General features: G+C 72.7%; 19 protein-coding genes. 8 read left to right on the top strand and 11 right to left on the bottom strand.

Annotation, left to right across the window (positions count from 1 at the left end; genetic code table 11):
* Nucleotides 1-221: 221 nt before the first annotated feature.
* The 3 genes from ACFY1S_RS03980 (at nt 222) to ACFY1S_RS03970 (ending at nt 2196) form a co-directional block, all read left to right on the top strand.
* Nucleotides 222-809: a carboxymuconolactone decarboxylase family protein gene (locus ACFY1S_RS03980; RefSeq protein WP_387112665.1), complete on the top strand. Its 588-nt coding sequence runs from the start codon at nt 222-224 to the stop codon at nt 807-809.
* Between the two features lie 127 nt (nt 810-936).
* Complete coding sequence (locus ACFY1S_RS03975) at nt 937-1395, top strand: PRC-barrel domain containing protein (RefSeq protein ID WP_364367016.1); 459 nt, start codon at nt 937-939, stop codon at nt 1393-1395.
* Between the two features lie 54 nt (nt 1396-1449).
* A complete protein-coding gene (locus ACFY1S_RS03970; RefSeq protein WP_387112663.1) occupies nt 1450-2196 on the top strand; it encodes a tyrosine-protein phosphatase in 747 nt (248 codons plus the stop codon).
* Between the two features lie 52 nt (nt 2197-2248).
* On the opposite strand, the gene ACFY1S_RS03965 is transcribed toward ACFY1S_RS03970, so the two are convergent.
* Nucleotides 2249-3346: a branched-chain amino acid aminotransferase gene (locus ACFY1S_RS03965; RefSeq protein ID WP_387112661.1), complete on the bottom strand. Its 1098-nt coding sequence runs from the start codon at nt 3344-3346 to the stop codon at nt 2249-2251.
* 162 nt (nt 3347-3508) lie between these two features.
* On the bottom strand, nt 3509-4540 hold the full coding sequence (locus tag ACFY1S_RS03960; RefSeq protein WP_387112659.1) for a 3-isopropylmalate dehydrogenase: 1032 nt from the start codon (nt 4538-4540) through the stop codon (nt 3509-3511).
* A gap of 222 nt (nt 4541-4762) precedes the next feature.
* On the opposite strand from ACFY1S_RS03960, the gene ACFY1S_RS03955 reads away from it, so the two are divergent.
* Nucleotides 4763-5605: an FAD:protein FMN transferase gene (locus tag ACFY1S_RS03955; protein ID WP_387112657.1), complete on the top strand. Its 843-nt coding sequence runs from the start codon at nt 4763-4765 to the stop codon at nt 5603-5605.
* 379 nt (nt 5606-5984) lie between these two features.
* Complete coding sequence (locus ACFY1S_RS03950; RefSeq protein ID WP_139586497.1) at nt 5985-6341, top strand: hypothetical protein; 357 nt, start codon at nt 5985-5987, stop codon at nt 6339-6341.
* 82 nt (nt 6342-6423) lie between these two features.
* Here ACFY1S_RS03950 and serA read toward each other — a convergent pair whose 3' ends face one another.
* From serA to ACFY1S_RS03925, 5 genes are all read right to left on the bottom strand, one after another.
* The gene (gene serA / locus ACFY1S_RS03945) at nt 6424-8022 is read right to left on the bottom strand and encodes a phosphoglycerate dehydrogenase (protein ID WP_387112654.1); all 1599 of its coding nucleotides are present in this window, start codon (nt 8020-8022) and stop codon (nt 6424-6426) included.
* 480 nt (nt 8023-8502) lie between these two features.
* Nucleotides 8503-9516 carry a ketol-acid reductoisomerase gene (ilvC, locus tag ACFY1S_RS03940; RefSeq protein ID WP_387112652.1) on the bottom strand — a complete coding sequence of 338 codons (1014 nt, stop codon included), beginning with the start codon at nt 9514-9516 and terminating at the stop codon, nt 8503-8505.
* A gap of 89 nt (nt 9517-9605) precedes the next feature.
* Nucleotides 9606-10121, bottom strand: a complete 516-nt coding sequence (ilvN, locus tag ACFY1S_RS03935; protein WP_364367036.1) for an acetolactate synthase small subunit — start codon at nt 10119-10121, stop codon at nt 9606-9608.
* The gene (locus tag ACFY1S_RS03930; RefSeq protein WP_387112650.1) at nt 10121-12004 is read right to left on the bottom strand and encodes an acetolactate synthase large subunit; all 1884 of its coding nucleotides are present in this window, start codon (nt 12002-12004) and stop codon (nt 10121-10123) included. Before ACFY1S_RS03930 ends, ilvN begins: the two co-directional genes overlap by 1 nt.
* Before the next feature lie 185 nt (nt 12005-12189).
* A complete protein-coding gene (locus ACFY1S_RS03925) occupies nt 12190-14544 on the bottom strand; it encodes a putative bifunctional diguanylate cyclase/phosphodiesterase (RefSeq protein WP_387114275.1) in 2355 nt (784 codons plus the stop codon).
* A gap of 129 nt (nt 14545-14673) precedes the next feature.
* Here ACFY1S_RS03925 and ilvD point away from each other — a divergent pair, with 129 nt between their 5' ends.
* Together ilvD and ACFY1S_RS03915 are read left to right on the top strand one after the other, a co-directional pair.
* Entirely contained in the window at nt 14674-16521 is a 1848-nt protein-coding gene (gene ilvD / locus ACFY1S_RS03920; protein WP_387112648.1) for a dihydroxy-acid dehydratase, read from the top strand.
* Between the two features lie 48 nt (nt 16522-16569).
* Nucleotides 16570-17310 (top strand): hypothetical protein, encoded by a 741-nt coding sequence (locus tag ACFY1S_RS03915; protein WP_387112646.1) that lies wholly within the window; start codon nt 16570-16572, stop codon nt 17308-17310.
* A 19-nt stretch (nt 17311-17329) separates the two neighbouring features.
* Here ACFY1S_RS03915 and ACFY1S_RS03910 read toward each other — a convergent pair whose 3' ends face one another.
* The 3 genes from ACFY1S_RS03910 to ACFY1S_RS03900 all read right to left on the bottom strand — a co-directional run bounded on the left by ACFY1S_RS03910 (nt 17330) and on the right by ACFY1S_RS03900 (nt 21897).
* Nucleotides 17330-19021, bottom strand: a complete 1692-nt coding sequence (locus tag ACFY1S_RS03910) for a SulP family inorganic anion transporter (protein WP_387112644.1) — start codon at nt 19019-19021, stop codon at nt 17330-17332.
* Nucleotides 19018-19356, bottom strand: coding sequence for an ArsR/SmtB family transcription factor (locus ACFY1S_RS03905; protein ID WP_387112642.1), 339 nt, complete (start codon nt 19354-19356; stop codon nt 19018-19020). The genes ACFY1S_RS03910 and ACFY1S_RS03905 overlap by 4 nt, the downstream gene beginning before the upstream one ends.
* 96 nt (nt 19357-19452) lie before the next feature.
* The gene (locus ACFY1S_RS03900; protein ID WP_387112640.1) at nt 19453-21897 is read right to left on the bottom strand and encodes a glycoside hydrolase family 2 protein; all 2445 of its coding nucleotides are present in this window, start codon (nt 21895-21897) and stop codon (nt 19453-19455) included.
* A gap of 115 nt (nt 21898-22012) precedes the next feature.
* Here ACFY1S_RS03900 and ACFY1S_RS03895 point away from each other — a divergent pair, with 115 nt between their 5' ends.
* Complete coding sequence (locus tag ACFY1S_RS03895; protein WP_387112638.1) at nt 22013-23032, top strand: LacI family DNA-binding transcriptional regulator; 1020 nt, start codon at nt 22013-22015, stop codon at nt 23030-23032.
* A 21-nt stretch (nt 23033-23053) separates the two neighbouring features.
* On the opposite strand, the gene ACFY1S_RS03890 is transcribed toward ACFY1S_RS03895, so the two are convergent.
* Nucleotides 23054-25384, bottom strand: coding sequence for an EAL domain-containing protein (locus ACFY1S_RS03890; RefSeq protein WP_387112636.1), 2331 nt, complete (start codon nt 25382-25384; stop codon nt 23054-23056).
* Nucleotides 25385-25592 lie beyond the last annotated feature (208 nt).

The following is a 25592-nucleotide window of genomic DNA, read 5'->3' as shown; positions in this document are numbered from 1 at the left end:
GGAGGTCTGCGCGCTCGGCGGAGGGGAGAGCCGGCGCGCTAGGTCGCAATAATCAGGGCGGTGCTGGTCACGACAGCTACTCTGCCACTCCTCCCCCGATTTTGGGAGGGCCTATCCATATCGCGGGATGACCACAGAGCGTGGCTTCCGGGGGGCGGCTCGCCCGCCGGTGACCTGTCTCACCGCTCACCTGGGCACCCACGGTGGCACCATGCGTACGCGTGCCGCTATCGAGGAGGACCCGTGCCCACTCTCCGCAACCGCACCGGGGCCTGACCATGGGCCTGGACGCGATAAGGGAAGCCCTGCCGCCGTACGCCAGGGACATCGCGCTCAACCTGGACTCCACCGTCGGCACCTCCACCCTGACTCCGATGCAGGCCTGGGGCACGGCGCTTGCCTGCGCGGTCGCCGCCCGCAACCCGGTGGTGCTGCGCGAGATCGCCGCCGAGGCGCTCGGTCACCTCGGGCCGGACGGTGTCGAGGCGGCCAAGGGCGCCGCCGCCGTCATGGCGATGACCAACACCTACTACCGGGCCAAGCACCTCATCGGCGACGAGCGGTACGCCTCGATCCCCGCCCGGCTGCGGATGCGGATCGTCGCCCGGCCCGGGGTGGACAAGGGCGACTTCAAGCTGTGGTGCCTCGCCGTGTCGGCGATCAACGGCTGCGGGATCTGCCTGGAGTCGCACGAGAAGACGCTGCGCGACAGCGGCTTCACCCCTGAGCACGTGAACGAGGCACTGCGGATCTCCGCCGTGGTGCACGCCGCCGCGGTCACCCTCGACGCCGAGGCCGCACTGGCCTGAGCCGGCACGGCCCCGACGCCGCGGTGGGCACGGCGCCGTTTCCGGCCCCCGACCGCCGGGTAGCTCCTGCGGGGAGGCACCGCACCCACCGCCGCCGAGCCGATCGGCGACAGTCAGGAGAACGGGAATGGACAGGATCGACAGGCACGCCGCCCACGCCGGGCCGGACCCGCTGCGCGGCGGCGACCAGGGCGCCGTGGCCGGCGGCGCGCCGGCCGGCACCTTCGACCCCTGGCGCTACCGGGACCAGACCGAGGTGGCCGACGCCGACCTGGTCGGCTACAAGGTCGAGGCCAGCGACGGCGGAATCGGCAAGATCGACAGCGCCAGCCACGAGGTGGACGGCAGCTACCTGGTGGTGGACACCGGCCCGTGGATCTTCGGCAAGAAGGTGATGCTGCCGGCGGGCACTGTCAACCAGGTCGACCACGACCAGCGCACCGTCTCCGTGGACCGGACCCGAGACCAGATCAAGGCCGCCCCGGAGTACGACGAGACCAGCCACAGCGACCCGACCTACCGGGACCGGCTGGGCGGCTACTACGACGAGACGTACGGCGCGCTCCCGCCCGGAACCGCGCGCTGACGATCGGACCGGCGGCCGGTGGGGGCGGACCCCGCCGGCCGTTACCGTGTCAGCGTGGACGCCATCGACGACAACCGACACATCCCGTTGCCCGCGACCTTCAACTTCCGCGACGTCGGCGGCTACGTCGGCCACGACGGCCGCACCGTACGCCGGGGGCGGCTCTACCGCTCCGACTCCCTGCACCGCCTCGACGAGCAGGACCGCGACGCGTTCGCCGCGATCGGCGTCCGCACCGTCATCGACCTGCGCCGGCCCAGTGAGGTGGAGCGCGACGGTCGGGTGCCCGCGTACCCGGGGCTCACCTACCGGCACATCCACCCGGAGCACGAGGACTGGGCGGGCACACCCCACGAGGAGGACACCGATCTGGCGCGCTACCTCGCGGACCGCTACGCCGACCTGGCCCAGACCGGCACCGCCGGCCTGGCCGAGGCGATCGGACTGATCGCGGACTCCGCGAACGCCCCGGTGGTGGTGCACTGCGTCGCGGGCAAGGACCGCACAGGCATCGTCTGCGCGTTGACGCTCTCCGTGCTGGGCGTCGACGACGCGGACGTCGTCGCGGACTACGCGCTCAGCACCGAGGCGTCGGCCCGGTTCAGTGCCTGGCTGGCCGCGACCTTCCCGGACGCGGGCGAGGTGCCGAAACCGTTCCTTGCCTCGCCCGCCGAGGCAATGCAGATCTTCCTGGACGAGCTGCGCGCGGGCCACGGCTCGGTCGAGGCGTACCTGCGCCACGCCGGGGTGACCGACGAGCAGCTGGCAGCCCTGCGCGAGCACCTGCTCGACGAGGCCTGACCTGCCACGCTGACCGGCCCACCCACACGGACGGGCCGGTCAGCGGTGGAGGTCAGAGGACCTGACGCACCCAACCGTGCGGGTCGGCGGCCTTGCCCCGCTGGATGTCGACCAGCTGCTGGCGCAACGACATGGTGACTTGGCCCGGCTCGCCGCCGCCGACGAGGAACTCGCCGTCCGGGAAGCGCACCCCGCCGATCGGCGTGATCACCGCGGCGGTGCCGCAGGCGAAGACCTCGCGGAGCCGGCCGCTGGCCGCGTCGGCCTGCCAGTCGGCGAAGGAGACAGGCCGCTCCTCGACCCGGTGCCCGGCCTCGCCGGCCAGCGTCATGATCGCGTCGCGGGTGATGCCCGGCAGGATCGTGCCGGTAAGCGGCGGGGTGACCACCGAGCCGTCGTCGTAGACGAAGAAGACGTTCATCCCGCCCAGCTCGTCGACGAAGCGACGCTCCACCGCGTCCAGGAAGACGACCTGGTCGCACCCGGCCTCGATGGCCTCGGCCTGCGCGGCCAGGGAGGCGGCGTAGTTGCCGCCGCACTTGGCGGCGCCGGTGCCGCCGGGCGCGGCCCGGGTGTAGTCCGGGGAGACCCAGACGGTGACCGGCTTGACCCCACCTGTGAAGTACGCCCCGACCGGCGACGCGATCACCACGTACAGGTATTCGTTCGCCGGGCGGACGCCGAGGAAGACCTCACTGGCGAACATGAACGGCCGCAGGTAGAGGCTGCCGTCCTCGCCGGTCGGGATCCAGTCCTTGTCGATCTCGATGAGCCTGTGCAACGAGTCGACGAAGACCTCGGGCGGCAGCACCGGCATCGCCATCCGCTGCGCCGACGTGGCGAACCGCGCGGCGTTGGCGTCCGGCCGGAACATGGTCACGCCACCGTCTGCCGTCCGGTACGCCTTCAGCCCTTCGAAGATCTCCTGCGCGTAGTGCAGGACCGCGCTCGCCGGGTCCATCGGGATCGGCCCCCGCGCCTCCACCCGGGCGTCGTACCAGCCCTTGCCGTCCGCGTACCGGACGATGACCATGTGATCGGTGAACACCCGGCCGAACCCGGGGTTCACCAGCAGGGCGGCCCGGTCGGCGGCGGATACCGGCGCGGGATTCGGACGGATCTCGAAGTCGAGCATGTCACCACCGCTCATCGCGCTGACCTCCCTGCGGGACAACGGCATGCGGGATCGCACACCGACATGGCTGTGCCAGAAACTTACCCCGAACGGTCGTTCAGCGGGTAGCGCCGCTCGGGGCGGGGCGGAGTGCCCGGGACAGGCGGAAACCGCCCCGGCGTTGGTGGGCCGGGGCGGTCAGGCTACGGCGTGGGCCGCGAGCCGGTCGCCGACCTCGGCCGTCCGCAGTGCCACACCAGGCGTCCGGCCGGCCAGTTCGGCGGCGACCGCCGCGTTGACCCGGGCGGCGGCCTCGGCGTGCCCGAGCTGCTCCAGCAGCAACGCGACAGAGAGCACCGCGGCAACCGGGTCGGCGACGCCCTGACCGGCGATGTCCGGTGCGGAGCCGTGCACCGGCTCGAACATCGAGGGGTACGCCCCCTCGGGGTTGATGCAGCCGCTCGCGGCCAGCCCGATGCCGCCGGTGACGGCGGCGGCGATGTCGGTGAGGATGTCGCCGAAGAGGTTGTCGGTGACCACCACGTCGTAGCGCTGCGGCTGGGTGACCAGGAACATCGCGGCCGCGTCGACGTGCTGGTACTCGGTGGCGACGTCCGGGTGCTCGGCGGCGACCGCGTCGAAGGCGCGCGCCCACAGAGACCCGGCGTGGGTGAGCACGTTCGTCTTGTGCACCAGCGTGACCTTGCGGCGCTCCCGGCGACCGGCGCGGGCGAACGCGTCGCGGATCACCCGCTCCACACCGTGCCGGGTGTTGAGGCTCTCCTCGGTGGCGACCTCGGCCGGGGTGTCGCGGTGCAGCGAGCCACCCGCGCCCGCGTAGAGCCCCTCGGTGCCCTCGCGGACCACTACCAGGTCGACCTCACCGGGCTTGACGTTGCCGAGCGGGCCGGCGACGCCGGGCCAGAGCCGGGAGGGACGCAGGTTGACGTACTGGTCGAAGGCGAAGCGGAGCTTGAGCAGCAGCCCGCGCTCCAGGACACCCGGCGGAACCGTCGGGTCACCGACCGCGCCGAGCAGGATCGCGTCGTGCCCGGCCAGCTCGGCCAGGACCGAGTCGGGCAGCACCTCTCCGGTACGGTGCCAGCGGGCGGCGCCGAGGTCGTACTCGGTGGCCTGCACGCCGGGCAGCACCGCGTCGAGGACCTTGCGGGCCTGCGCGACAACCTCAGGCCCGATACCGTCCCCGGCCACCACCGCGATGCGCGCCACGCCCAACTCCCCACGTTTCGACTGCCCGTCCGGCCACGGTACGTCGCCGTCCCGCCTCCCGGTACGAAGGTTCCACCATTTGGGAAGCCCGGATCCACAGCACCCTCTCAGCGAAGACTCATCGAGCGATCATCTCCGCTGCCTAGGGTGAGGGTCTGCGGGTCAGGGGGCCCGCGACGGGCGTCGCGACGACGCGGCGCCAACTGCGAGGGGGCAGATGCGATGCGCATCGACGAGCAGCCGCGTACCCGCTGGCCGGACCCGTCAGCGTTCCGCAACCGTCGTCCGGATTTCCGGCTCGGCGGCCGGCGGCACCGGGTCGACCCGGCCGGCGCCACCCACGGCCGGATCGCCGTACGGCACACCGTCCGCACCGGCACGGCCGAGTACACCCTGATCCTCAACGCCCCCGAGTGGCTCGGCCGTCGGGGTGTCGGCGAGGCCCTACGGGACAGCATCGCCGAGCTGCGCGCCATCGACCTCACCTACGGCCCCAACCGGCCGGAGAGTCTGGTCTCCCGGCTGCGCCGAGGTGAGATCAGCCCCGACTCGTACCCCCCGCTCGCGGACCTGGTGGACCGCTGCGCGGCGATGCGCGCCGCCACCGACGGATGGTTCGACGCCTGGGCGGTGCCGGGCGGGTTCGATCCGGGTGGCCTGCTCGGCGGCTGGGCCGTCGAACGCGCCGCCGAGCGACTGCGTGCCGCGGGCGTCCACGACTACGCGGTGCTCACCGGCGCGGACCTGGTGGTCCGTGGCCACGCCCCGCACGGCGGACCGTGGCGGGTCGCCGTGCACCACCCGACCGCGCCCGAACGCGCGCCGATGGTGCTGGAGATGACCGCCGGCGCGGTCGGCACCTCCGGGGTGACCGGACGGCAGGGGCACGTGGTGGACCCGCACACCGGCGAGCCGGCCGACCACCTGGTCGCCGCGACGGTCGTCGGCCCCGACCTGACGGTCGCCGACGCCTACGCCACCGCGCTGTACGCCGCCGGCCCCACCGGTCTGGGCTGGTTCCGGGGAAACTCCGACTACCGGGCGCTCTTCGCCCACCGGCGCTGAGCGGAACGTCGCCCACCGCGTCGTCTCCCCGCGGCGCTCCGGCCCGATTCGCACCTCGGCCGCCCTCGGACGGCCGGTCGGGCCTGCGATCGGCCCCCACAGCCTCGGCAACGGCCGTGGGGGCCGGTCAGCGACGAGTGCGCGTGGCTCGCACAATCGAGGGGTGCGGACCGGTCGGGCCGGACGTCGACCGCGCCACCCGAAGACGGGCCGGCGCCGCGAACTCGGCCAGTGACCGCAGTCGTACGCTAGCGAATCGACGCAACTCGACGCAAGAGTCTCCACAGCGGACCGTCCCGGGCGGACTGTCGCGGTTCAGCGATTGGCAGGCGGCGAGGCAGTTTCGACATGGTGAACGCCGGATGGCACGCTGTCCGCCGTGAGTTTCGATCTGAGTGTGTGGGCCCTGGACGACGGGGCGACGCCCGAGGACGTGCGGGCAGCTGTCGACGGTTGCCGGCAGGGGCGGCACGTGGACCGTTACCCGGACGCGCGAGTGGTCGCCTTCTACCGGGCGATCACCGCCTCCTACCCGGACCGGCACCCCGGCCCGGACAGCCCGTGGGCACGGGCGCCACTGCACGCCGCCCACGACCACGTCGAGCTGAACCTGCATCCGACCTGCCCGGACCAGGTGCTGTTGGACATCGAACGGCTGGCCGGCGAACACGGGCTGATGCTCTTCGACCCGCAGGACGGCTCGGTCTATCCGCCCCCGGCACGGATGCCCGGCTGACCCGACCGGGCGGCGGCACACCCAGCCCGGGTACGACGAAGGGGCCCGGCGGATCGCCGGGCCCCCCGTGGTGCTGCGGTGACTACTCGTCGCGCAGGTCCGCGGCGCTGGCCGCCGTCGCGCCGATCGACTCGGCCGCAGAGGTGAGCAGGTCGGCGCCGAGCGCCTGGTCGACGGTGAGCGTCATGAGCGTCTCGCCGCCCGCCTCGCGCCGGGCCACCTGCATGGCGGCGATGTTGATGCCCGACTCGCCGAGCAGGGTGCCGACGACGCCGACGACGCCCGGCCGGTCGGCGTAGCGGAGGAAGAGCAGGATGCCCTCCGCGCCGATCTCCACGTCGAAGCCGTCCACCTCGGTCAGCTTGAGGACGTCCCGCGCGCCGGAGTGGGTGACAGTGCCGGAGACGCTCACCGTCCGGCCGTCCGGCAGCGCGCCGCGCACGGTGACCAGGGTGGGCTGTTCCGCCGTCTCGGCGAGGCTGTCCAGGGTGACCTCGACGCCACGCTCGGCGGCCAGGTGCGGCGCGTTGACGTAGGTGACCTGCTCCTCGACCACCGAGCTGAACAGGCCCTTCGTCGCGGCGAGCTTGAGCACCGACACGTCGTGCGCGACGATCTCGCCGCGAACCTCGACTGTGACGCTCGCGGCGACGCCGCCGGCGACAGCGGTGAACGCCCGGCCGAGCTTCTCGGCAAGCGGCAGCAGTGGCCGCACGTCCTCGGCGACCACGCCGCCGACCTGCACGTTGACGGCGTCCGGAACGAATTCGCCCTGCAACGCCAGCTTCACGCTCCTGGCCACCGCCAGGCCGGCCTTGTCCTGCGCCTCGTGGGTGGAGGCACCCAGGTGCGGGGTGGCCACCACGTTGTCGAAGGCGAACAGCGGAGAGGACGTGCAGGGCTCCTTGCTGTACACGTCCACGCCCGCGCCGGCGACCCGGCCCTCGGCGATGGCGTCGGCCAGGGCCTGCTCGTCCACCAGGCCGCCGCGGGCGGCGTTGACGATGCGGACGCCCGGCTTGACGATCGCCAGTTCCTTCTCACCGATCAGGCCCACCGTCTCGGGGGTCTTCGGCAGGTGGATCGAGATGAAGTCGCTCTCGCGCAGCAGCTCGTCCAGGCCGACCAGGCGGACGCCGAGCTGCGCGGCCCGCGCCGGCTGGATGTACGGGTCGTACGCGATCAGCCGGGTGCCGAACGCGGCGATGCGCTGGGCGAAGAGCACGCCGATGCGGCCGAGCCCGACCACGCCCACGGTCTTGCCCTGCACCTCGACACCTGTGTACTTGGACCGCTTCCACTCCCCCGCCTTCAGCGCGGCGCTGGCGCTCGCGGTGTTGCGGGCCACCGCGAGCAGCAGCGCGACGGCCTGCTCGGCGGCGGAGACGATGTTCGAGGTGGGCGCGTTGACGACCATGACACCCCGGGCGGTGGCGGCCGGCACCTCGACGTTGTCCAGCCCGACGCCCGCGCGGGCGACCACCTTGAGTCGCGGCGCGGCGGCGACCGCCTCGGCGTCGATCTGGGTCGCGCTGCGCACGATGACGGCGTCGGCCTCGGAGAGCGCGGAGAGCAGGGCCGGACGGTCGGTACCGTCGACGTGACGGACGTCGAAGTCGTGGGCGAGCACCTCGATGGCGGCGGGGGCGAGTTCTTCGGCGATCAGTACGACAGGATTCATCGGTCCTCGTAGACGTCGTGTTTGCGATCGGCTCGGCGGCGGGGCGCCGCACTGCGCCCCGCGCTGGTCCGTGCCGTGGCCGTCAGGTGCCGGCTCTGCGCACCTACCCGCGATCGTAGGGGCCGCGCTGCCTGGCGTGTTCCGCTCTCCGGGGTGAGTGGCCTCACACGCCCGGCGAGGCATCGGACATCCCCCGTTCACCACCCCGAAACGCCCCACCCACGCCCGACCCGGCCCGCACTCCCACCTCACCCGGCGCCGATCTTGCGCTTTCTGCCCCGACGCAAAGGGCGCAGCCCCACAAATCGACGTCCAGAAGTGCAAGATCGGCGGGGCGGGGCGGGGCGGGGCGGGGCCGGGCGGGGCGGGACCGGGCCGGGCGGGGCGGGGCGGGACCGGGGAGGGAAGGCGCGCGGGGGCCCCGGGCGCGCTGGGGAGAGCGCGGCCCGGGGCCGTGGAACCGTGTTCGTCAGGGCGAGGTCAGGCGGTCTCGGTGATCGGGCGGTCGACCCAGCTCATCATGCCGCGCAGCTTCTTGCCGGTTTCCTCGATCGGGTGCGCCGCACCCTCGGCCTGCCACTTGGTGAAGTTCGGCCGACCGGCCTCGTCCTCGGCGACCCACTCGCGGGCGAACTCGCCGGACTGGATCTCACCCAGAATCTTGCGCATCTCGTCCTTCACGCGGGAGTCGATGATGCGCGAACCACGGGACAGGTCGCCGTACTCGGCGGTGTCGGAGATGCTGTAGCGCATCTTCGCGATACCGCCCTCGTACATGAGGTCGACGATCAGCTTCAGCTCGTGCAGGCACTCGAAGTACGCGACCTCCGGGGCGTAGCCCGCCTCGGTGAGCACCTCGAAACCGGTCTGCACAAGCGCCGAGGCGCCGCCACAGAGCACCGCCTGCTCGCCGAACAGGTCGGTCTCGGTCTCCTCGGTGAAGGTGGTCTTGATCGCGCCGGCCCGGGTGCCGCCGATCCCCTTGGCGTACGCGAGGGCGAGCGCGAGCCCGTTACCGCTGGCGTCCTGCTCGACGGCGACGAGGCAGGGCACGCCCTTGCCGTCGGAGTACTGGCGGCGGACCAGGTGGCCGGGGCCCTTCGGGGCGACCATCGCCACGTCCACCTCGGCCGGCGGCTTGATGAGGCCGTAGCGGATGTTGAAGCCGTGGCCGAAGAAGAGCGCCTTGCCGGGAGCCAGGTGCGGCTCGATGGACTCGGCGTAGAGCTTGCGCTGGGCGGTGTCCGGTGCGAGCACCATGATCACATCGGCCTCGGCGGCGGCCTGCGCCGGCGTGGCCACCCGCAGGCCCTGCTCCTCGGCCTTGGGACGGCTCTTGGAGCCCTCCGGCAGACCGATCACCACGTCGACGCCGGAGTCCCGCAGCGACAGCGCGTGGGCGTGGCCCTGGCTGCCGTAGCCGATCACCGCGACCTTCTTGGCCTGGATCAGGCCGAGGTCGGCATCGTCGTCGTAGTACACCTCAACGCTCATGAGACTTCCCTTTCGTACGACGGCCTCGGTGGCCCGTCGTGGTCTGTGCGGATGGGGTTCGTGGCCCGCCGGAGCCGGCCAGCGGCAGGTCAGGCGGCCCGTAGCGCGGGACCGGCGGTGATCGAACGCGAGCCGCGCCCGATCGCCACGAGCCCGGACTGGACCATTTCCTTGATGCCGAAGGGCTCGAGGTCGCGCAGCAGCGCGTCGAGCTTGTCCGGGGTGCCGGTGGCCTCGATGGTCAGCGTCTCCGGTGCGACGTCGACCACCCGGGCGCGGAACAGGTTGACCGTCTCCAGCACCTGGGTCCGCGCGGACCGGTCGGCGCGGACCTTCACCAGCAGCAACTCGCGGGCCACCGAGACCTGCGGGTCCAACTCAACGATCTTGAGTACGTTGACCAGCTTGTTGAGCTGCTTGGTGACCTGTTCCAGGGGGGACGACTCGGCGTTGACCACGATGGTGATCCGGGAGACGTCCGGGTTCTCGGTCTCGCCGACGGCGAGGCTGTCGATGTTGAACCCGCGCCGGGAGAAGAGGCCGGAGACCCGGGCGAGAACGCCTGGCTTGTTCTCCACGAGCACGGACAGGGTGTGCATCGTCATCAGATGTCATCCTCGTCGAAGACCGGGCGGACGCCGCGGGCGAACATGATCTCGTCGTTGCTGGTGCCGGCGGCGACCATCGGCCAGACCATGGCGTCCTTGCCGACCACGAAGTCGATCACCACGGGGGCGTCGTTGATCTCCATGGCCGCGGCGATGGTCTTGTCCACGTCGTCGGCGTTCTCGCAGCGCAGCCCCACGCACCCCAACGCCTCGGCGAGCTTGACGAAGTCGGGGATGCGGTGCTTGTGGGTGCCCAGTTCGGTGTTGGAGTACCGCTCGTCGTAGAACAGCGTCTGCCACTGCCGGACCATGCCGAGGTTGCCGTTGTTGATCACGGCGATCTTGACCGGGATGCCCTCCAACGCGCAGGTGGCCAACTCCTGGTTGGTCATCTGGAAGCACCCGTCCCCGTCGACCGCCCACACCACCGTGTCCGGCATGCCGACCTTGGCACCCATGGCCGCCGGCACCGCGTAACCCATCGTGCCGAGGCCACCGGAATTCAACCACGTGTACGGCTTCTCGTAGGAGATGAACTGCGACGCCCACATCTGGTGCTGGCCGACCCCGGCCACGAAGATCGCGTCCGAGCCGACGATCTCGCCCAGCCGCTTGATGACGTACTGCGGGGAGAGCGTGCCGTCGGCCGGCTCCTCGTAGCCCAGCGGGTAGCGGTTGCGCAGGTCGTCCAGCTGCGTCCACCAGTCGCCGAGGTCGGTGCCGCGCCCCGTCGACCGTTCGACGGTGACCGCGGCGATCAGCTCGTCGATGACGTGCCTGGCGTCGCCCACGATCGGGACGTGGGCGTGCCGGTTCTTGCCGATCTCCGCCGGGTCGATGTCGGCGTGCACCACCGTCGCGTCCGGGGCGAACGAGTCCAGTTTGCCGGTGACCCGGTCGTCGAAGCGGGCGCCCAGCGCGACGATCAGATCCGCCTTCTGCATGCCGTAGTTCGCGGCGACCGTGCCGTGCATGCCGGGCATCCCCAGGTGCTGGCGATGCGAGTCGGGGAACGCGCCGAGGGCCATCAGCGTGGTGACTACCGGAATTCCGGTCAGTTCGGCCAGCCGGCGCAGCCCGTCGGTGGCACCGGCCTTGAGCACCCCGCCGCCGACGTAGAGCACCGGCCGGCGGGCGGCGGCCATCAGCCGGGCCGCCTCCCGGATCTGCTTGCCGTGCGGGTGCAGGGTGGGCCGGTAACCGGGCAGGTCGAGGGTGGGCGGCCAGGTGAAGGTCGTCGGCGCCTGGAGAACGTCCTTGGGGATGTCGACGAGCACCGGCCCGGGCCGCCCGGTGCTCGCCAGGTGGAACGCCTCGGCCAGCACCTGCGGGATCTCCTCGGCGGTCTGCACGAGGAAGTTGTGCTTCGTGATCGGCAGCGTGATGCCCTGGATGTCCGCCTCCTGGAAGGCGTCCGTGCCGATCGACGCACGGGCCACCTGGCCGGTGATCGCCACCATCGCCACCGAGTCCATGTACGCGTCGGCGATCGGCGTGACCAGGTTCGTCGCGCCCGGGCCGGAGGTCGCGATGCACACGCCGACCTTGCCGGTGGCCTGCGCGTACCCGGTCGCCGCGTGCCCCGCACCCTGCTCGTGCCGGACCAGGATGTGCCGGACGGTGGAGTCGTAGAGCGGGTCGTACGCCGGCAGGATCGCGCCACCCGGGATGCCGAAGACGACGTCGACACCGAGCGCCTCGAGGGACCGCACCAGCGAGCCGGCGCCGGACACCTGGGCCGGAACTGTGGGGCGTACCGCCGGGGTGGCCGGGCTGGCCGGGGTGCGCGCGGCGGTCTGGTCGACGTCGGCGGCCGGCTCGGCGGACGCGCGTGCCCGCCGGGCGGTGTGGGCGAGGGTCTCGGGCGTGGGTCTCGTCATTGTGGGTCTGGCCTTCGGCTGGAGCGGCTGGGGCTTGTTCAGCGATGCGACCGGGCGGTGGGCCCGTCGCGACAGGTTCCGACGGCAATAAAAACGGCCCTCGTGCAGATGCACGGGGCCAGCGCACTCTCGGTGGAGGAGAGTGCGCTCAGGTAAGTACTCGCAGCGACCGGGACGACATGCGGCTAAGCCTGACGCATCTCACGCGATGAGTCAACTGATCCCACATGTTGGTTAACGGAGGACGGCGCGTCAGCCCGCGACGCGCCATCACCAGCCGGTTTGAACTGCCCGGACCCGCCGGAGACCCGGCGTGGAGTGGGCAGCGGAGCGGGACGCGCACCCGGTGACGTCGCCGCCTCCAGCATCGCCTCCAGGTGCTCCGCCGGCACTCCCCAGCCGAAGAGCGCGCCCTGACCGAACCGGCAACCGGCGGCCACCACCGCGGCCAACTCGGTGGGCGTGGTCACCCCCTCGGCGATCACCTCGAGCCCCAACTGGTGACCCAGCCGCATCACGATGTCGACCATCGGCGCGAACGCCGGACCCTCCTTGCCCACCGGGCGGACCGGCTCGTGCTCGGCCACCAGGCTGTGGTCGATCTTCAGGATGTCGATCGGCAGGCGACGCAGCTGCCCCAGCGAGGAGTAGCCGGCACCGAAGTCGTCCAACGCGATCCGCACACCGGTCAGCCGCAACGCGGTCAGCCGTCGGATCAGCTCGTCCAGGTCGGTGGCGACGGCGTGCTCGGTGACCTCCAGGACCAGCCGCTGCGGCGGCACGTGGTGGGCGCGCAGCGCCTCGGCGACCTGCACCACGTACTCCGGAGCGTGCAGCTCGCGCGGGGACACGTTCACCGAGACCCAGACGTCGTGCCCGTCGGCCAGCCAACGGGACAGCTGGTAGCAGGCCTGGTGTAGCACCCACGCGCCGAGCGTGGAGATCATCCCGCATTCCTCGGCCAGGGGGATGAACTCGTCCGGGCGCACGTTGCCCAGCTCCGGATGGTGCCACCGCAGCAGCGCCTCGGCACCGACCGGACGCACCGACGGCAGCGACGCCACCGGCTGGAAGGCCAGCCGCAGCTCGTCGCGGTCGATCGCGCCGCGCAGCTCGTGCTCCAGCGTGGTCCGCCGGCGCAGCAGCTGGTCGTAGGCGGCGTCGTACCGCTCGATCCGGTTCTTGCCGCGCTGCTTGGCGTACCGCAGCGCCAGGTCGGCGTGGCGCAGCAGCAGCTCCACGTCCGGCTCGTCGGCCCAACCGGCCACCCCGATGCTCACCGACAGGAAGACCGGCCCCTCCGGCTGGTCGTACGGGCGGTTGACCACCCCGAGCAGCCGCTCGGCGACCCGGTCCGCGTCGGCCGGCCGGCCCTGCATGAGGACGGCGAACTCGTCACCGCCGAGCCGGGCCGCCACGTCGCCGGGGCGCAGGTTGCCGCGCAGCCGCCGACCCACCTCGGCCAGCACGGCGTCGCCCACGTCGTGGCCGCGCATGTCGTTGACGTGCTTGAAACCGTCCAGGTCGAGGCCGAGCAGGACGCACGGGGTGCCCGCGGCCGCGCTGTCGTGCAACGCGCGCAGCAGCCCGCGCCGGTTGGCCAACGCGGTGAGCGGATCGGTGTGCGCCAGCTCGCGGAAGTGCGCCTCGCGCTCGGCCAGCCGGCCCGCGTAGTCCCGGACGTCCTTGAGCGTCAGGTACTGGCGGGCCACCAGGGCGAAACCCTCCACGCTGCCGGCCACGATGCCCGGCGCCGTGAACCGGCCGTCCTGGAGCAGGTGGTACATCGCCGAGGCGGCCATCGCCAGCATCGGGGCGAGCGCGTACTCCCCGTCGCGACCGATCAGGTCCAGGTCGACCTGTCCCGGCCGGTCGGCCCGGTGCACAGCGAGGGCGACGCTCAGCAGACCGGCGGCGAGCACCGCCCCTCCGGTCAGCGCCAGCGCCGGACCGGCCTGGCAGAGCCCCGCGCTCAGACCCAGACCACCGCAGCTCACCGCGCTGATGCCGGCGCCGAGCACGGCCAGCCGTCGACGCGGTGCGGCGGCCCGGAAGACGATGATCACGGCGAGCCCGGCGCCGATCGCGGCGCTCACCGTGGCGAGCAGGATCGCCGGGCAGGCCATCGGGGTGGCGTCGCCGAGCAGTCGGGTGGGCTCGGAGAAGAGCACCCAGCCGACGAACCACAACGCGGCCGCCATGGTCAGGCCGTCCAGGGCGAGCCGGGCGGTCCCCGCGGCGGTGGCGGCCACCCCGGGCAGCCGGAGCAGGCCGGCCGCGAACGCCAACCCGCTCACCGCCGTGCCGATCGCCGCGATGGTGGCCCAGCCGGTGCGCTGCCCCTGCTCGTGGGCCCAGTGGTCGTTGGCGGCGAGGGCCGCCCCCACACCGACCACGAGGCTGGACAGGGAGATCCCGGCGGCCACCGCGAGGAGCACGTGCGCAGGCCGGCGCCGCCCGGTGCGGCGCGTGGCCACCATGGTCAGCAGGGCCACGGCCACCGCGGCGACGAGGCCGCTCAGCGCCGCGACCGCGACCATGCCCGGGGGGAGATGCACGTCCTCCAGAGTGCCGGATGAGCGCTCGCCGTGGGGGACCAGATGTGCATCTGTTGGGACACGGCGCACACGGCAGGTGGCGGGCGCCGGGGCGGTGTCATGCTGATAGACATGCCTGAGCTGCGGTCGAAGACCTCCACGCACGGTCGGACGATGGCCGGCGCCCGGGCCCTCTGGCGGGCCACCGGGATGACCGACGACGATTTCGGCAAGCCGATCGTCGCCATCGCCAACAGTTTCACCCAGTTCGTCCCTGGTCACGTACACCTCAAGGACATGGGTGGCCTGGTCGCCGACGCGGTCGCCGAGGCCGGCGGCGTGGGTCGGGAGTTCAACACCATCGCCGTGGACGACGGCATCGCCATGGGCCACGGCGGGATGCTCTACTCGCTGCCCAGCCGCGAGCTGATCGCCGACGCCGTCGAGTACATGGTGAACGCGCACTGCGCGGACGCCCTGGTCTGCATCTCGAACTGCGACAAGATCACCCCGGGGATGCTGCTGGCCGCGCTGCGGCTCAACATCCCGACCGTCTTCGTCTCCGGCGGCCCGATGGAGGCCGGCAAGACGATGGCGATCGAGGGCGTCGTGCACAGCAAGATCGACCTGATCGACGCGATGATCGCCTCCTCGAACGAGTCCGTCACCGACGAACAGCTCGGCGAGATCGAACGCTCCGCCTGCCCCACCTGCGGCTCCTGCTCCGGCATGTTCACCGCCAACTCGATGAACTGCCTCACCGAGGCCATCGGCCTGGCGCTGCCCGGCAACGGTTCGACGCTTGCCACCCACGCCGCGCGCCGGTCGCTCTTCGTCGAGGCCGGCCGCACCGTCGTGGACATCGCCAAGCGGTGGTACGACGGCGACGACGACTCGGTGCTGCCCCGCGCTGTCGCCTCCAAGGCCGCCTTCGAGAACGCCGTGGCCCTGGACGTGGCGATGGGCGGCTCCACCAACACGGTGCTGCACCTGCTCGCCGCCGCCCGCGAGGCGGAACTGGACTTCGGCGTCGCCGACATCGACGCCATCTCCCGGCGGGTGCCCTGCCTGGCGAAGGTCGCCCCGAACTCGCCGAACTACCACATGGAGGACGTGCACCGGGCCGGCGGCATCCCGGCCATCCTCGGCGAACTGGACCGGGCCGGTCAGCTCAACCGGGACGTGCACGCCGTGCACTCCCCCTCGCTGGCGCAGTGGCTGACCGACTGGGACGTGCGCGGCGGCTCACCCACGCCGACGGCGGTCGAGCTGTTCCACGCCGCACCCGGGGGCGTGCGCACCACCGAACCGTTCTCCACCACCAACCGCTGGTCGTCCCTGGACACCGACGCGGCCGGCGGCTGCATCCGCGACCGCGACCACGCGTACTCCGCCGACGGCGGCCTCGCCATCCTGCACGGCAACCTGGCACCGGACGGCTGCGTCGTGAAGACCGCAGGCGTGCCAGAGGAGTGCCTCACCTTCCGCGGCCCGGCGAAGGTCTACGAGTCGCAGGACGACGCCGTGACCGCGATCCTCGCCAAGGAGATCGTCGCCGGCGACGTCGTGGTGATCCGGTACGAGGGCCCGAAGGGTGGCCCCGGCATGCAGGAGATGCTCTACCCCACCTCGTTCCTCAAGGGACGCGGGCTGGGCCGTTCCTGTGCGCTGCTCACCGACGGCCGCTTCTCCGGCGGCACCTCCGGGCTCTCCATCGGCCATGCCTCCCCCGAGGCCGCCTCCGGTGGGCTGATCGCCCTGGTCCGCGAGGGCGACGAGATCGTCATCGACATCCCGGCCCGGTCGATCTCTCTCAACGTCCCGGAGGACGAGCTGGAGGCGCGAAGGGTCGCCGAGGAGAAGCGCGACAGGCCGTACACCCCGGTCGACCGGCAGCGCCCGGTCTCGGCGGCGTTGCGCGCGTACGCCTCGATGGCCACCTCGGCCAGCGACGGCGCCTACCGCCGCGTCCCGGAGTAGCGGTCCACGGGGCGGCGGCACCTGCCGCCGCCCGGCATACTTCCCGAGATGCGCACCCGCACGCTGCTCGCCATCGCAGCTCCGGTCGCGCTCGCCCCGTTCCTGTTGGCCGGCGTGGTGTGGTGGGCGCTGCGCCCGCCCGAGCCGGTCTGGCACGACAGCGCGGTGGCGGACGCGATCAGCACCGTCGACCGGATCGAGGCGCGGTTCGAGTACGACCATCTGTACAAGGCGGCCGACTACGCGCGCACGGCGGCGCGGGAGCCCGACGTGGCCGTGCTGGCGGTCACCGGCGAGACGCACTGGCAGACCGGGGTGACCCTGGTTCTCCGGGTCACCGGGCACGGGGAGGGCGTCAGCAGCGGCGTCGTCGTCAAGGGGGACGAGAAGGTCTGCTTCCGGTTTCGACTCGGCCCTGAACGGGACAGCCGCGACGACGGCATCGACTGCCCCGCCGGTACCCCACTGCCGATCCGCCCGGAACCGTCACTGGACGCAGTGGACGCAGGCCTCAAGCAGACCCTCGGCGAAACCGGCCCGGACGAGGCCCGGGTCCGCGCCGCCGTCAACGCGCTCGACCTGGACCCTGCCGTGCGACGGGACGTCGCGACCGAGGGCGGCACAGTCGGTGTGGCCCTGCGCGCATCGCAGTACGACTGCCTCCTGGCCCGTGTCGACGCGACAGGCGCGCAGACCTGGCGCCCGTCGCACACCCAACTCGCCCCCGGAGAACTGCCCTGCTCGGCCGGCACGGCGCTGAGCGGCCAGTTCGGCCACCCCCCACGCTGAGCCCGGACCGACCATGCGCTCAGTCGGCGGTTACGACCGTCGGCTGGCCCGCCGCGGAGAGCGCGGCGGCGCGGGCGTACCGGATCGCGGCCGGGGTGTCGGTGAAGACGAGCCCTTGGTGACGCAGGTCGTCGGCCACGCCGAGGGTGGCCAGGACCTGGTCGTGGGCGGGGGTGATGCCGGAGAGCAGGACGGTGATCCCGCGTCCGCGCAGCCGCCGTATCGCGTCGCCGAGGACGTGCGCGCCTGTGGCGTCCATAGTGGTCACCCGGGACATCCGCAGGATGACGACACGGACGTCGGCGACCTCGGACAGTTCGAGCAGGAAGGTGTGGGCCGCGGCGAAGAAGAGCGGCCCGTCCAGCCGGTACGCCACGATGTGTTCGGTGAGCAGCGCGTACTCCTCGGCGCTGTGTTCCCCGAGGTCGAGGGGCACCTGTTCCAGCCGGGCGCTGCGGGCGACCGCGCGCAGGGCGAGCACCACGGCGACGCCGACGCCGACCGCGACGGCGGTGACGAGGTCCCAGATCACGGTGACGGCGAAGGTGAGCACCAGCACCACCGCGTCGCCCCGGGTGGCCCGCGCCAACGCCCACAGCGAGCCGGCCTCCACCATGCGGATCGTGGTGGCCAGCAGCACGCCGGCCAGGGCGGCGAGGGGGATCCGGCCGACAAGCGGCGCGGCGGCCAGCACGATCGCCGCGAGGGCGACGGCGTGGGTGAGAGCGGCCAGCTTGGAGGCCGCCCCGGCGCGGACGTTCACCGCCGTACGGGCGATGGCGGCGGTCGCCGGGATGCCACCGAAGAGCGGGGCGGCGAGGTTGGCAAGCCCTTGACCGAAGAGTTCCCGGTCCGGGTCGTGTCGCTCGCCGACGGTCATGCCGTCGGCGACAGTCGCGGAGAGCAGGCTCTCCAGGGCGGCGAGCGCGGCGACGGCGAGCGCGCTGGGCAGCAGCACGCCCAGCGCGCCGAGGTCGAGGAATCCGAGCGAGGGCGCGGGCAGACCCTGCGGTAACGCGCCGATCCGCACCAGATCGACCGGGGCAAGCTCGGCGAGGGCGGTGGCGGCGCCCACACCGAGTAGCGAGAACGGCAGGCCGGGCCGCCACCTGGCGCCCAGCAGCATCAGCGCCGCGACGGCGAGGGCCACCGCGAGTGCGGCCGGTTTCGGGTGTACGACGAAGCGGGCGACCGCGTCGGCGGCGACGGACCAGACCTTCTCCCCGTGCGCGTCGACGACGCCGAGCGCGGCGGGCACCTGTTGCAGGGCGATGACCACGGCGATGCCGGCGGTGAAGCCCTCCAGCACCGGTGTGGGCAGGTAGCGGACGTACCGGCCCAGGCGGGCCACGGCGAGCGTGATCAGCAGCAGGCCGGCCATCGCCCCGACCATGAGCACGCCCGTGGCTCCGAACTGCTGCACCACAGGCACCAGCACCACTGTCATCGCCCCGGTCGGCCCGGAGACCTGGAGGTTGGAGCCTCCGAAGACAGCGGCCACCGCGCCGGCGATCACCGCGGTGATCAGCCCGGCCTGGGCGCCCAGCCCGGAGGTGACGCCGAACGCCAGGGCCAGTGGCAGCGCCACCACCGCCACGGTGAGCCCGGCCAGCAGGTCCCGGCGCGGTGATCGGTGGATGGCCGCCCAGTCGGCCCGGCCGGGCAGCAGACCGGTGAGCCGCTCGCGGACGACAGGAATGACGCCGCTCACCTGTCTCCGCCTGTGGCGCGGAGCTCGTCGAGGAGGCCGTCCCGGTCGGTGAGGACCGCACCGAGGATCCGCCGACCGGCGGCCAGCAGGTCGGCCACGTCGGGGGTGCTGAGCGCGTACATGACCAGGGGGCCGTCGCGGTGTGAGGTGACCATTCCGGCGCGGCGCAGCACGGCGAGCTGCTGGGAGAGGTTCGACGCCTCGACCTCGATCGCGGCGAGCAGGTCCCGGACCGGCTTCGGGCCGTCCTGGAGCAGTTCGAGAACCCGGATGCGCACCGGGTGCCCGAGGGTGCGGAACAGCTCCGCCTTGGCCTGGTACAGCGGCACCGACATGGAACCCCTCCCCCTCGATGCGAAGACTTTAGCACTTGAAGAAATCTTCAACTCACAGTCGACAGGTTGGAGCGCCGTTCCCGTGATGATCGGGCGTCAGCCCAGGTCGTTGACGCAGCGCAGCACCGGGCGAGCGACGAGAGCCGCCTCGTCCACCAGACCGTCGGCTCGCACCGTGAACGTGGCCGACTCGCCCGGCAGCAGGGTGACCAGGGCCTGGTCCACAGAGGCGGAAGCGTCCAGCCGGTCCGGGAAGAGCGTCAGGTCGCGCAACACCGAGCGGGCGGTGACCCGCACACGCTGGCCGCCGTCGAACGGCTCGACAGTCGCGTCCCAGGCCGCCGTCGGCCAGTCCACGTCCCGGTCCTCGGCGAAGAACCAGAGCGCCCGCTCGGCGGTGTCCCCCGCCTCGGCCACCAGCAGCTCGCGCCGGGCCTCGTCCGGTCGGGCCACGTCCGCCGGCAGTGCCAGCGTCACCGCCGAGTACGCGGGGACGTCCAGCTCCATCGTCGTCTTGGCTCGCGGTTCGCCGGCGAGGGTCACCCGGGTCACCGAAGCCGACGCCCGCCACGACGTACCGCCGTCGTTGACCGCGACCAGGGCCAGCCCGCCGTCGCGGGGCTGCACGGTCAGGAGCCGATCGGCGTACGCGTGACGCAACGCGTACCACAGGGGTTTGCGGCGGCCGTCGCCGTCGACCGCCGACCAGGAGGTCACCGGCCAGCAGTCGTTGAGCTGCCAGACGATGGTGCCCGCGCAGACGCCCCGGTGGGAGCGGAAGTGCTCCACCCCGAGCTGGATGGCCCGGGCCTGGTTGAGTTGCGTGAGGTAGTGCCAGTCGTCGAAGCCCGCCGGGGCGGGCAGGTGCGCGTCCAGCCCTCGCTGGAGTTTGGCGTCGCCGCCTGTCGCCTTCTGGTGGTGGGCCATCCCGGGTGAATCATGCGCCAGCGGCTCGTCCGAAATCGCCCGGCGCAGCGTCGCGTACGCGGGTGGGCCCTGGTAGCCGAACTCGGCGACGAAGCGCGGCACGTACTCGCGGTATCTGGTGTAGTCGTCGGTGTTCCACACGTCCCAGATGTGGGTGGTGCCGTGCGCCGGGTCGTTGGGGTGGATGTCGTCGGTGCCGGACCAGGGGCTGCCGGGCCAGTAGGGGCGGGTCGGGTCCAGCTCTCCGACGATGCGCGGCAGAACGTCGAGGTAGTAGCCGCGCCCCCAGGTGCGCCCGGCCAGGGGCTCCTGCCAGTCCCAGTCGTGCCAGCCCCAGATGTTCTCGTTGTTGCCGGTCCACAGCACGAGCGACGGGTACGGCGCCAGCCGGATCACCTGCTCGGTGGCCTCAGCGGCCACCTCGCTGCCGAACGGCTCCTCCTCCGGGTACGCGGCGCAGGCGAAGAGGAAGTCCTGCTGGACGAGCAGGCCTCGTTCGTCGGCGAGGTCGTAGAAGTCCTCCGACTCGTACCGGCCGCCGCCCCAGACGCGCAGCAGGTTGACGTTGGCGTCGGCGGCCTGCTCGAACCGCCCAGCCAGCCGCTCGCGGGTGATCCGGGTGGGGAACACGTCGTCGGGGATCCAGTTGACGCCACGGACGAAGACGGGCACGTCGTTGACCGACAGCACGAACGGGGTGCCGTGCTCGTCCGGTGTGGTGTCCAGCCGGACCGAGCGGAAGCCGACAGGCCGGGACCAGCCGTCCAGGGTGTCGCCGTCCGGCGTGTGCAGGGTCACCTCCAGCAGGTGGCGGGCCTGCTCGCCGTACCCCCGGGGCCACCACAGCGCGGGCTCGCGGACGGCGAGGGTCAGCACGGCCGTGCGCTGCCGGGCCGGGACGACCACGTCGGCGCTGACGCCGGCGACGGTGGCGCGGACGGTAAGCGGGAAGTCGGCGGCCCGCTCGACCTCGACGTGCAGCTCGACGCGGCCGTCGCGGCCGTCGACGGTGACGAGCGGGCGGACGGTGGCCAGCCGGGCGGTCGACCAGGCGTGCAGGCCGATGTCCTGCCAGATGCCGGCGGTGACGAGCGTGGGCCCCCAGTCCCAGCCGAAGTTGCAGGCCATCTTGCGGATGAACTGGAAGGGCTCCGGGTAGGCGTTGGGCCGGTCGCCGAGCCGGTCGCGCTGCGCCTCGGCGTAGCGGTACGCGGAGTCGAACGAGACTGTCAGATCGTTGTCGCCGTCGCGCAGCAACGACCGGACGTCGAACCGGTAGCCGCGGTGCATGTTCTCGGTCCGGCCGACGGGCACCCCGTTGAGGGTGATCGTGGCGACGGTGTCCAGGCCGGCGCAGACCAGGTCTATGCGGTCGTCGTCGCCGGGCGTGTGCGTGAAGGTGGTGCGGTAGGTCCAGTCGGCGCGCCCGATCCAGGCAAGTGCCAGCTCGTTGTCGTCGAGGTACGGGTCGAGGATCAACCCGGCGTCGAGCAGGTCGGTATGCACGCAACCGGGCACGGTCGCCGGCACGGCCCGCCCGGCGATCTCGGCGGGCACCTGCGCTCCGGGTGCCGCGCGCAGGGTCCACCCGTCGTGGAGTGCCTGTCGACCCACGGCCCCACCACTCCCTCACAGACTTGACTGAACCGGATAAGTTCGCTCACCGTATGATTCGATACCCCAACTGTCAACGGCCGATCGACGCCCCGCAACAACAGAGGAGACGCCGGTGAAGCGGCCGACCATCGCCGACGTCGCCCGACGCGCCGGAGTGTCGAAGGGCGCCGTGTCGTACGCGCTGAACGGGCAGCCCGGCGTCTCCGAGGCCACCCGGCAACGCATCCTGGCCATCGCCACCGAGATCGGGTTCAGCCCGAGCAGCGCAGCGCGCGCCCTCTCCGGGGCCACCGCCGAGGCGGTCGGGCTGGCCCTGTGCCGCCCCGCCCGCATACTCGGCATCGAGCCCTTCTTCATGGAGCTGATCAGCGGCGTCGAGGCGGAACTCTCCGCCCGCTCGTACGCGCTGACCCTCCAGGTCGTGGCCGACCAGGACGCCGAGATCGCCGTCTACCGACGCTGGTGGGGCGAACGCCGGGTCGACGGTGTTCTCGTCTGCGACCTGCGCACCGATGACCGCCGCATCCAGGCCCTCGAACAGCTCCAACTTCCAGCCGTGGTCATCGGCGACCCCGGCGGCACCGGCGACCTGGCCAGCGTCTGGTCCGACGACGCCGCCGCGCTCACCGAGGCCGTGGAGTACCTGGTCGCGCTCGGGCACCGCCGGATCGCCCGGGTCGGCGGCCTGCCCGACCTGCGGCACACGCAGATCCGCACCGACGCCTTCACTGCGGTGTGCGGGCAGCTCGGCCTGGTCGACGCGGTGACCGTCTGGTCCGACTACACGGGCGAGGAGGGTGGGCGGGCGACACGCCGGCTGCTCAGCTCCGCCCAGCGGCCCACCGCTGTCATCTACGACAACGACGTCATGGCCATCGCCGGGCTGTCCGTCGCCCAGGAGATGGGGCTCACCGTCCCCGGTGACCTGTCCATCGTGGCCTGGGACGACTCGCAGCTCTGCCGGCTCGTGCACCCGCCGTTGACCGCACTGGGCCGGGACATCCCGGCGTACGGGGCGCACGCCGCCCGCCAGCTCCTCGCCGTCATCGCCGGGCAGCCCGCCGGCCGGGTGCAGGACGAGACACCGCACCTCACCCCGCGCGGCAGCACCGCACCGCCCCGAGAGAGGTGAACCGGTTCACCACCCGGAGCGTCAGCGGGACGCCGACGGAAACTCCTCGAAGTACGCCTCGACCCGCTCGGCGGTCGCCGGACGGGCCAGCGCGAAGCCCTGCCCGTACCGGCAGCCGGCCCGCTGCGCGCCCTCGACCTGGGTGGGCGACTCCAACTCCTCGGCGACGATCTCCACCCCCAACCGCTCGCCGACGTTCACCACCACGTCGATCAACGGCGGCTGCCCGTCCGGCCGCGAGCCCACCAGCTCCGGGCCCACCTTGAGCAAATCGATCGGCAGCCGGCGCAGCTGGGCCAGCGAGGCGTGTTCGGCCCGGAAATCGTCGAGCGCGGTACGCACGCCCAACGACCGCAGCCCCGCCAACCGGGCCACCACAGTCAACAGGTCGGCGGCGATCCTCGGCTCGGACACCTCGACCACCAGCCGCTCCGGCGACACCCCGTACGCGGCAAGCACGGCAGCGGTGCGCTGCACGAAGTCGGGTGTGGTGAGCTCCCGTGGGGTGACGTTCACCGCCATCCACAACTCGCGGACGCCTGCCGACCAGTGGGACAGCTGCCGGCAGGCCCGGTCCAGCACCCACCACTCCAGCTCACCGATCAGATCCAGGTCCTCCGCCACCGGCAGCAGCTCAGCGGGGAGCACCGTGCCGAGCACCGGACTACGCCAGCGCAGCAGCGCCTCCGCGCCCACCGGCTGACGGTCGGCCAGGTCGAGCACCGGCTGGTAGACGAGGTCCAGTTCGCCGCGCGCCACCGCTCCGGGCAGCTCGCGTTCCAGGTCGAGCCGGCGGACCAGCTGTTCCTCCAGAAACGCGTCGTACCACTCGACCCGGTCCCGACCCAGCTGCACGGCCCGCCGGCGGGCCAGCTCGGCCTGGCGGAGCACGTCCGCCGGCCCGGCGCCACCCACCTCGGCCAGCCCGATGCTCGCGCGTACCCGCACGGCAGACCCACCCAGCAGATAGGGCGGGCCGAGCGCGGTCAGCAGTCGGGTGCCCAGCGCGTACGCCAGCACCGGTCCTGCGGCGGTGACCACCGCGAACCCGGTGCCCGTGCAGCAGGTGACCAGATCGCCGGGTGCCACGGCCGCGCGGGCGCGCGCGACCGCCTCGACCAGCAGGTCCTCGCGGGCCGACGGGCCGAGCACGTCACCGCCGTGCAGGTCCACAAGCAGCAGCGCGCCGGCCGGCGCGGGCACGTCGCCGATCGTGGCGAGGGCGTCCAGCAGGGCCGCCCGGTCCCCGGGGCCGTCGCCGGGCGGGACGGGCGGCCGGCCCTGCCTCGCCCAGTCCACGCCGTCGTCCGACGGCCAGGCCGCGTCGAGACCTGCCGAGGCGCCGGAACGCCCTGTCGCGCCGGACGCCTGGTCGCCTGGTGACGGCTGCGCCCCCGGCCGGGGAGACCCCGCCGCGCGGCGGTGCCGGACCCGGCGGCCGGTACGCCTACGGTGCGCGGCGCGCCGTTCCGGGGTGGCCGTGTCGCCGGCCCGCAGCAGCTCCCGCAGCACGAGCGGTGGCACCGCGGCCAGAGCCAGCAGCACGCTCGTACGGTCCGGTGCCTGGCCGGCCCCCACGTGCAGGCCCGCCGCCAGCAGCACGACAGTCGCCGGGAGCACCGCCCGGGGCCACGCCGGGGCGGCCCGGTCCTCCGGCGGCTCCGCACCTGCGGCGTCCACCGCGGCGGCGGCGCCGAGGGCGGTGAGCAGCATCCCGAGCACCAGCGGCGGTACGGCCAGCAGGGCCGTCCGACCGCTCACCCCGGGCGGCAGCGCGGCCAGCAGGGCCAGGCCGAGCAGCGTGAGCAGCACCCCGCCCCGGCACACCGCCGTGGGTGAGTGCCGATCAGGTCCGGTGAACGCGCTGACCGCGGCCATCCCCAGCGCGCCCAGCACCAGCGCGGCGGCCAGCCGGCCCGGAACCGGCAGGTAGCCGCCGGGCAGCAGCAGCCAGCCGGCGAGGGCCAACCCGAGCGCCGGGCCGGCCGCCTCGACCAGCGACCGCAGCCGGACCCCGGACGGTGGTCGCCGCCACCCGGGGAGCCTGCGCAGCCCGGTCACCGACAGCACCGCCACGACCAGCGACCCGACCAGCGCTGCGGCACGGTGCCCGTCGGCGACCAGCGGCAGCACGGCGGCGGCGAGACCGGCCGCCACCACCGCCGCGTCGAGCCGCACCCCCGCCGCGCGCCCGGACGACGATCCGGGACCGGCGGGATGCCTGATGGCCAGGCGGGAGAGCCGGACACCGGCGAGCGTGGCGCCCGCCCCACCGGCCAGGGCGATCACCACCGAGGTCGGCACCAGATCTGCGGCGCCGGCGAGGACGAGCAGCGTCACCGCCGTGGACACGGCGGCCTCCGGGAGCGCACGGCGGGGGACGTGGACACGGAACGGGTACGCGAGGAGCACGGCGGTCGCCTTCGTGAGGGGGCACGGGGGCGGTGCGGCGGTGCGGCGGCATCGGACGTTGCGGGTCCGCTGCCCACCAGTCGAGAACGACCAAAGGCTGAAAGAGTTACGCGTTGGTCATCGGACGGAAGCAATGACCTGTGTCACT

The sequence above is a fragment of the Micromonospora sp. NPDC000663 genome (assembly GCF_042898105.1).
Classification (GTDB): domain Bacteria; phylum Actinomycetota; class Actinomycetes; order Mycobacteriales; family Micromonosporaceae; genus Micromonospora.
Note: the sequence above shows the minus strand (reverse complement) of the source record. Positions and strands in the feature narration are given on the sequence as shown.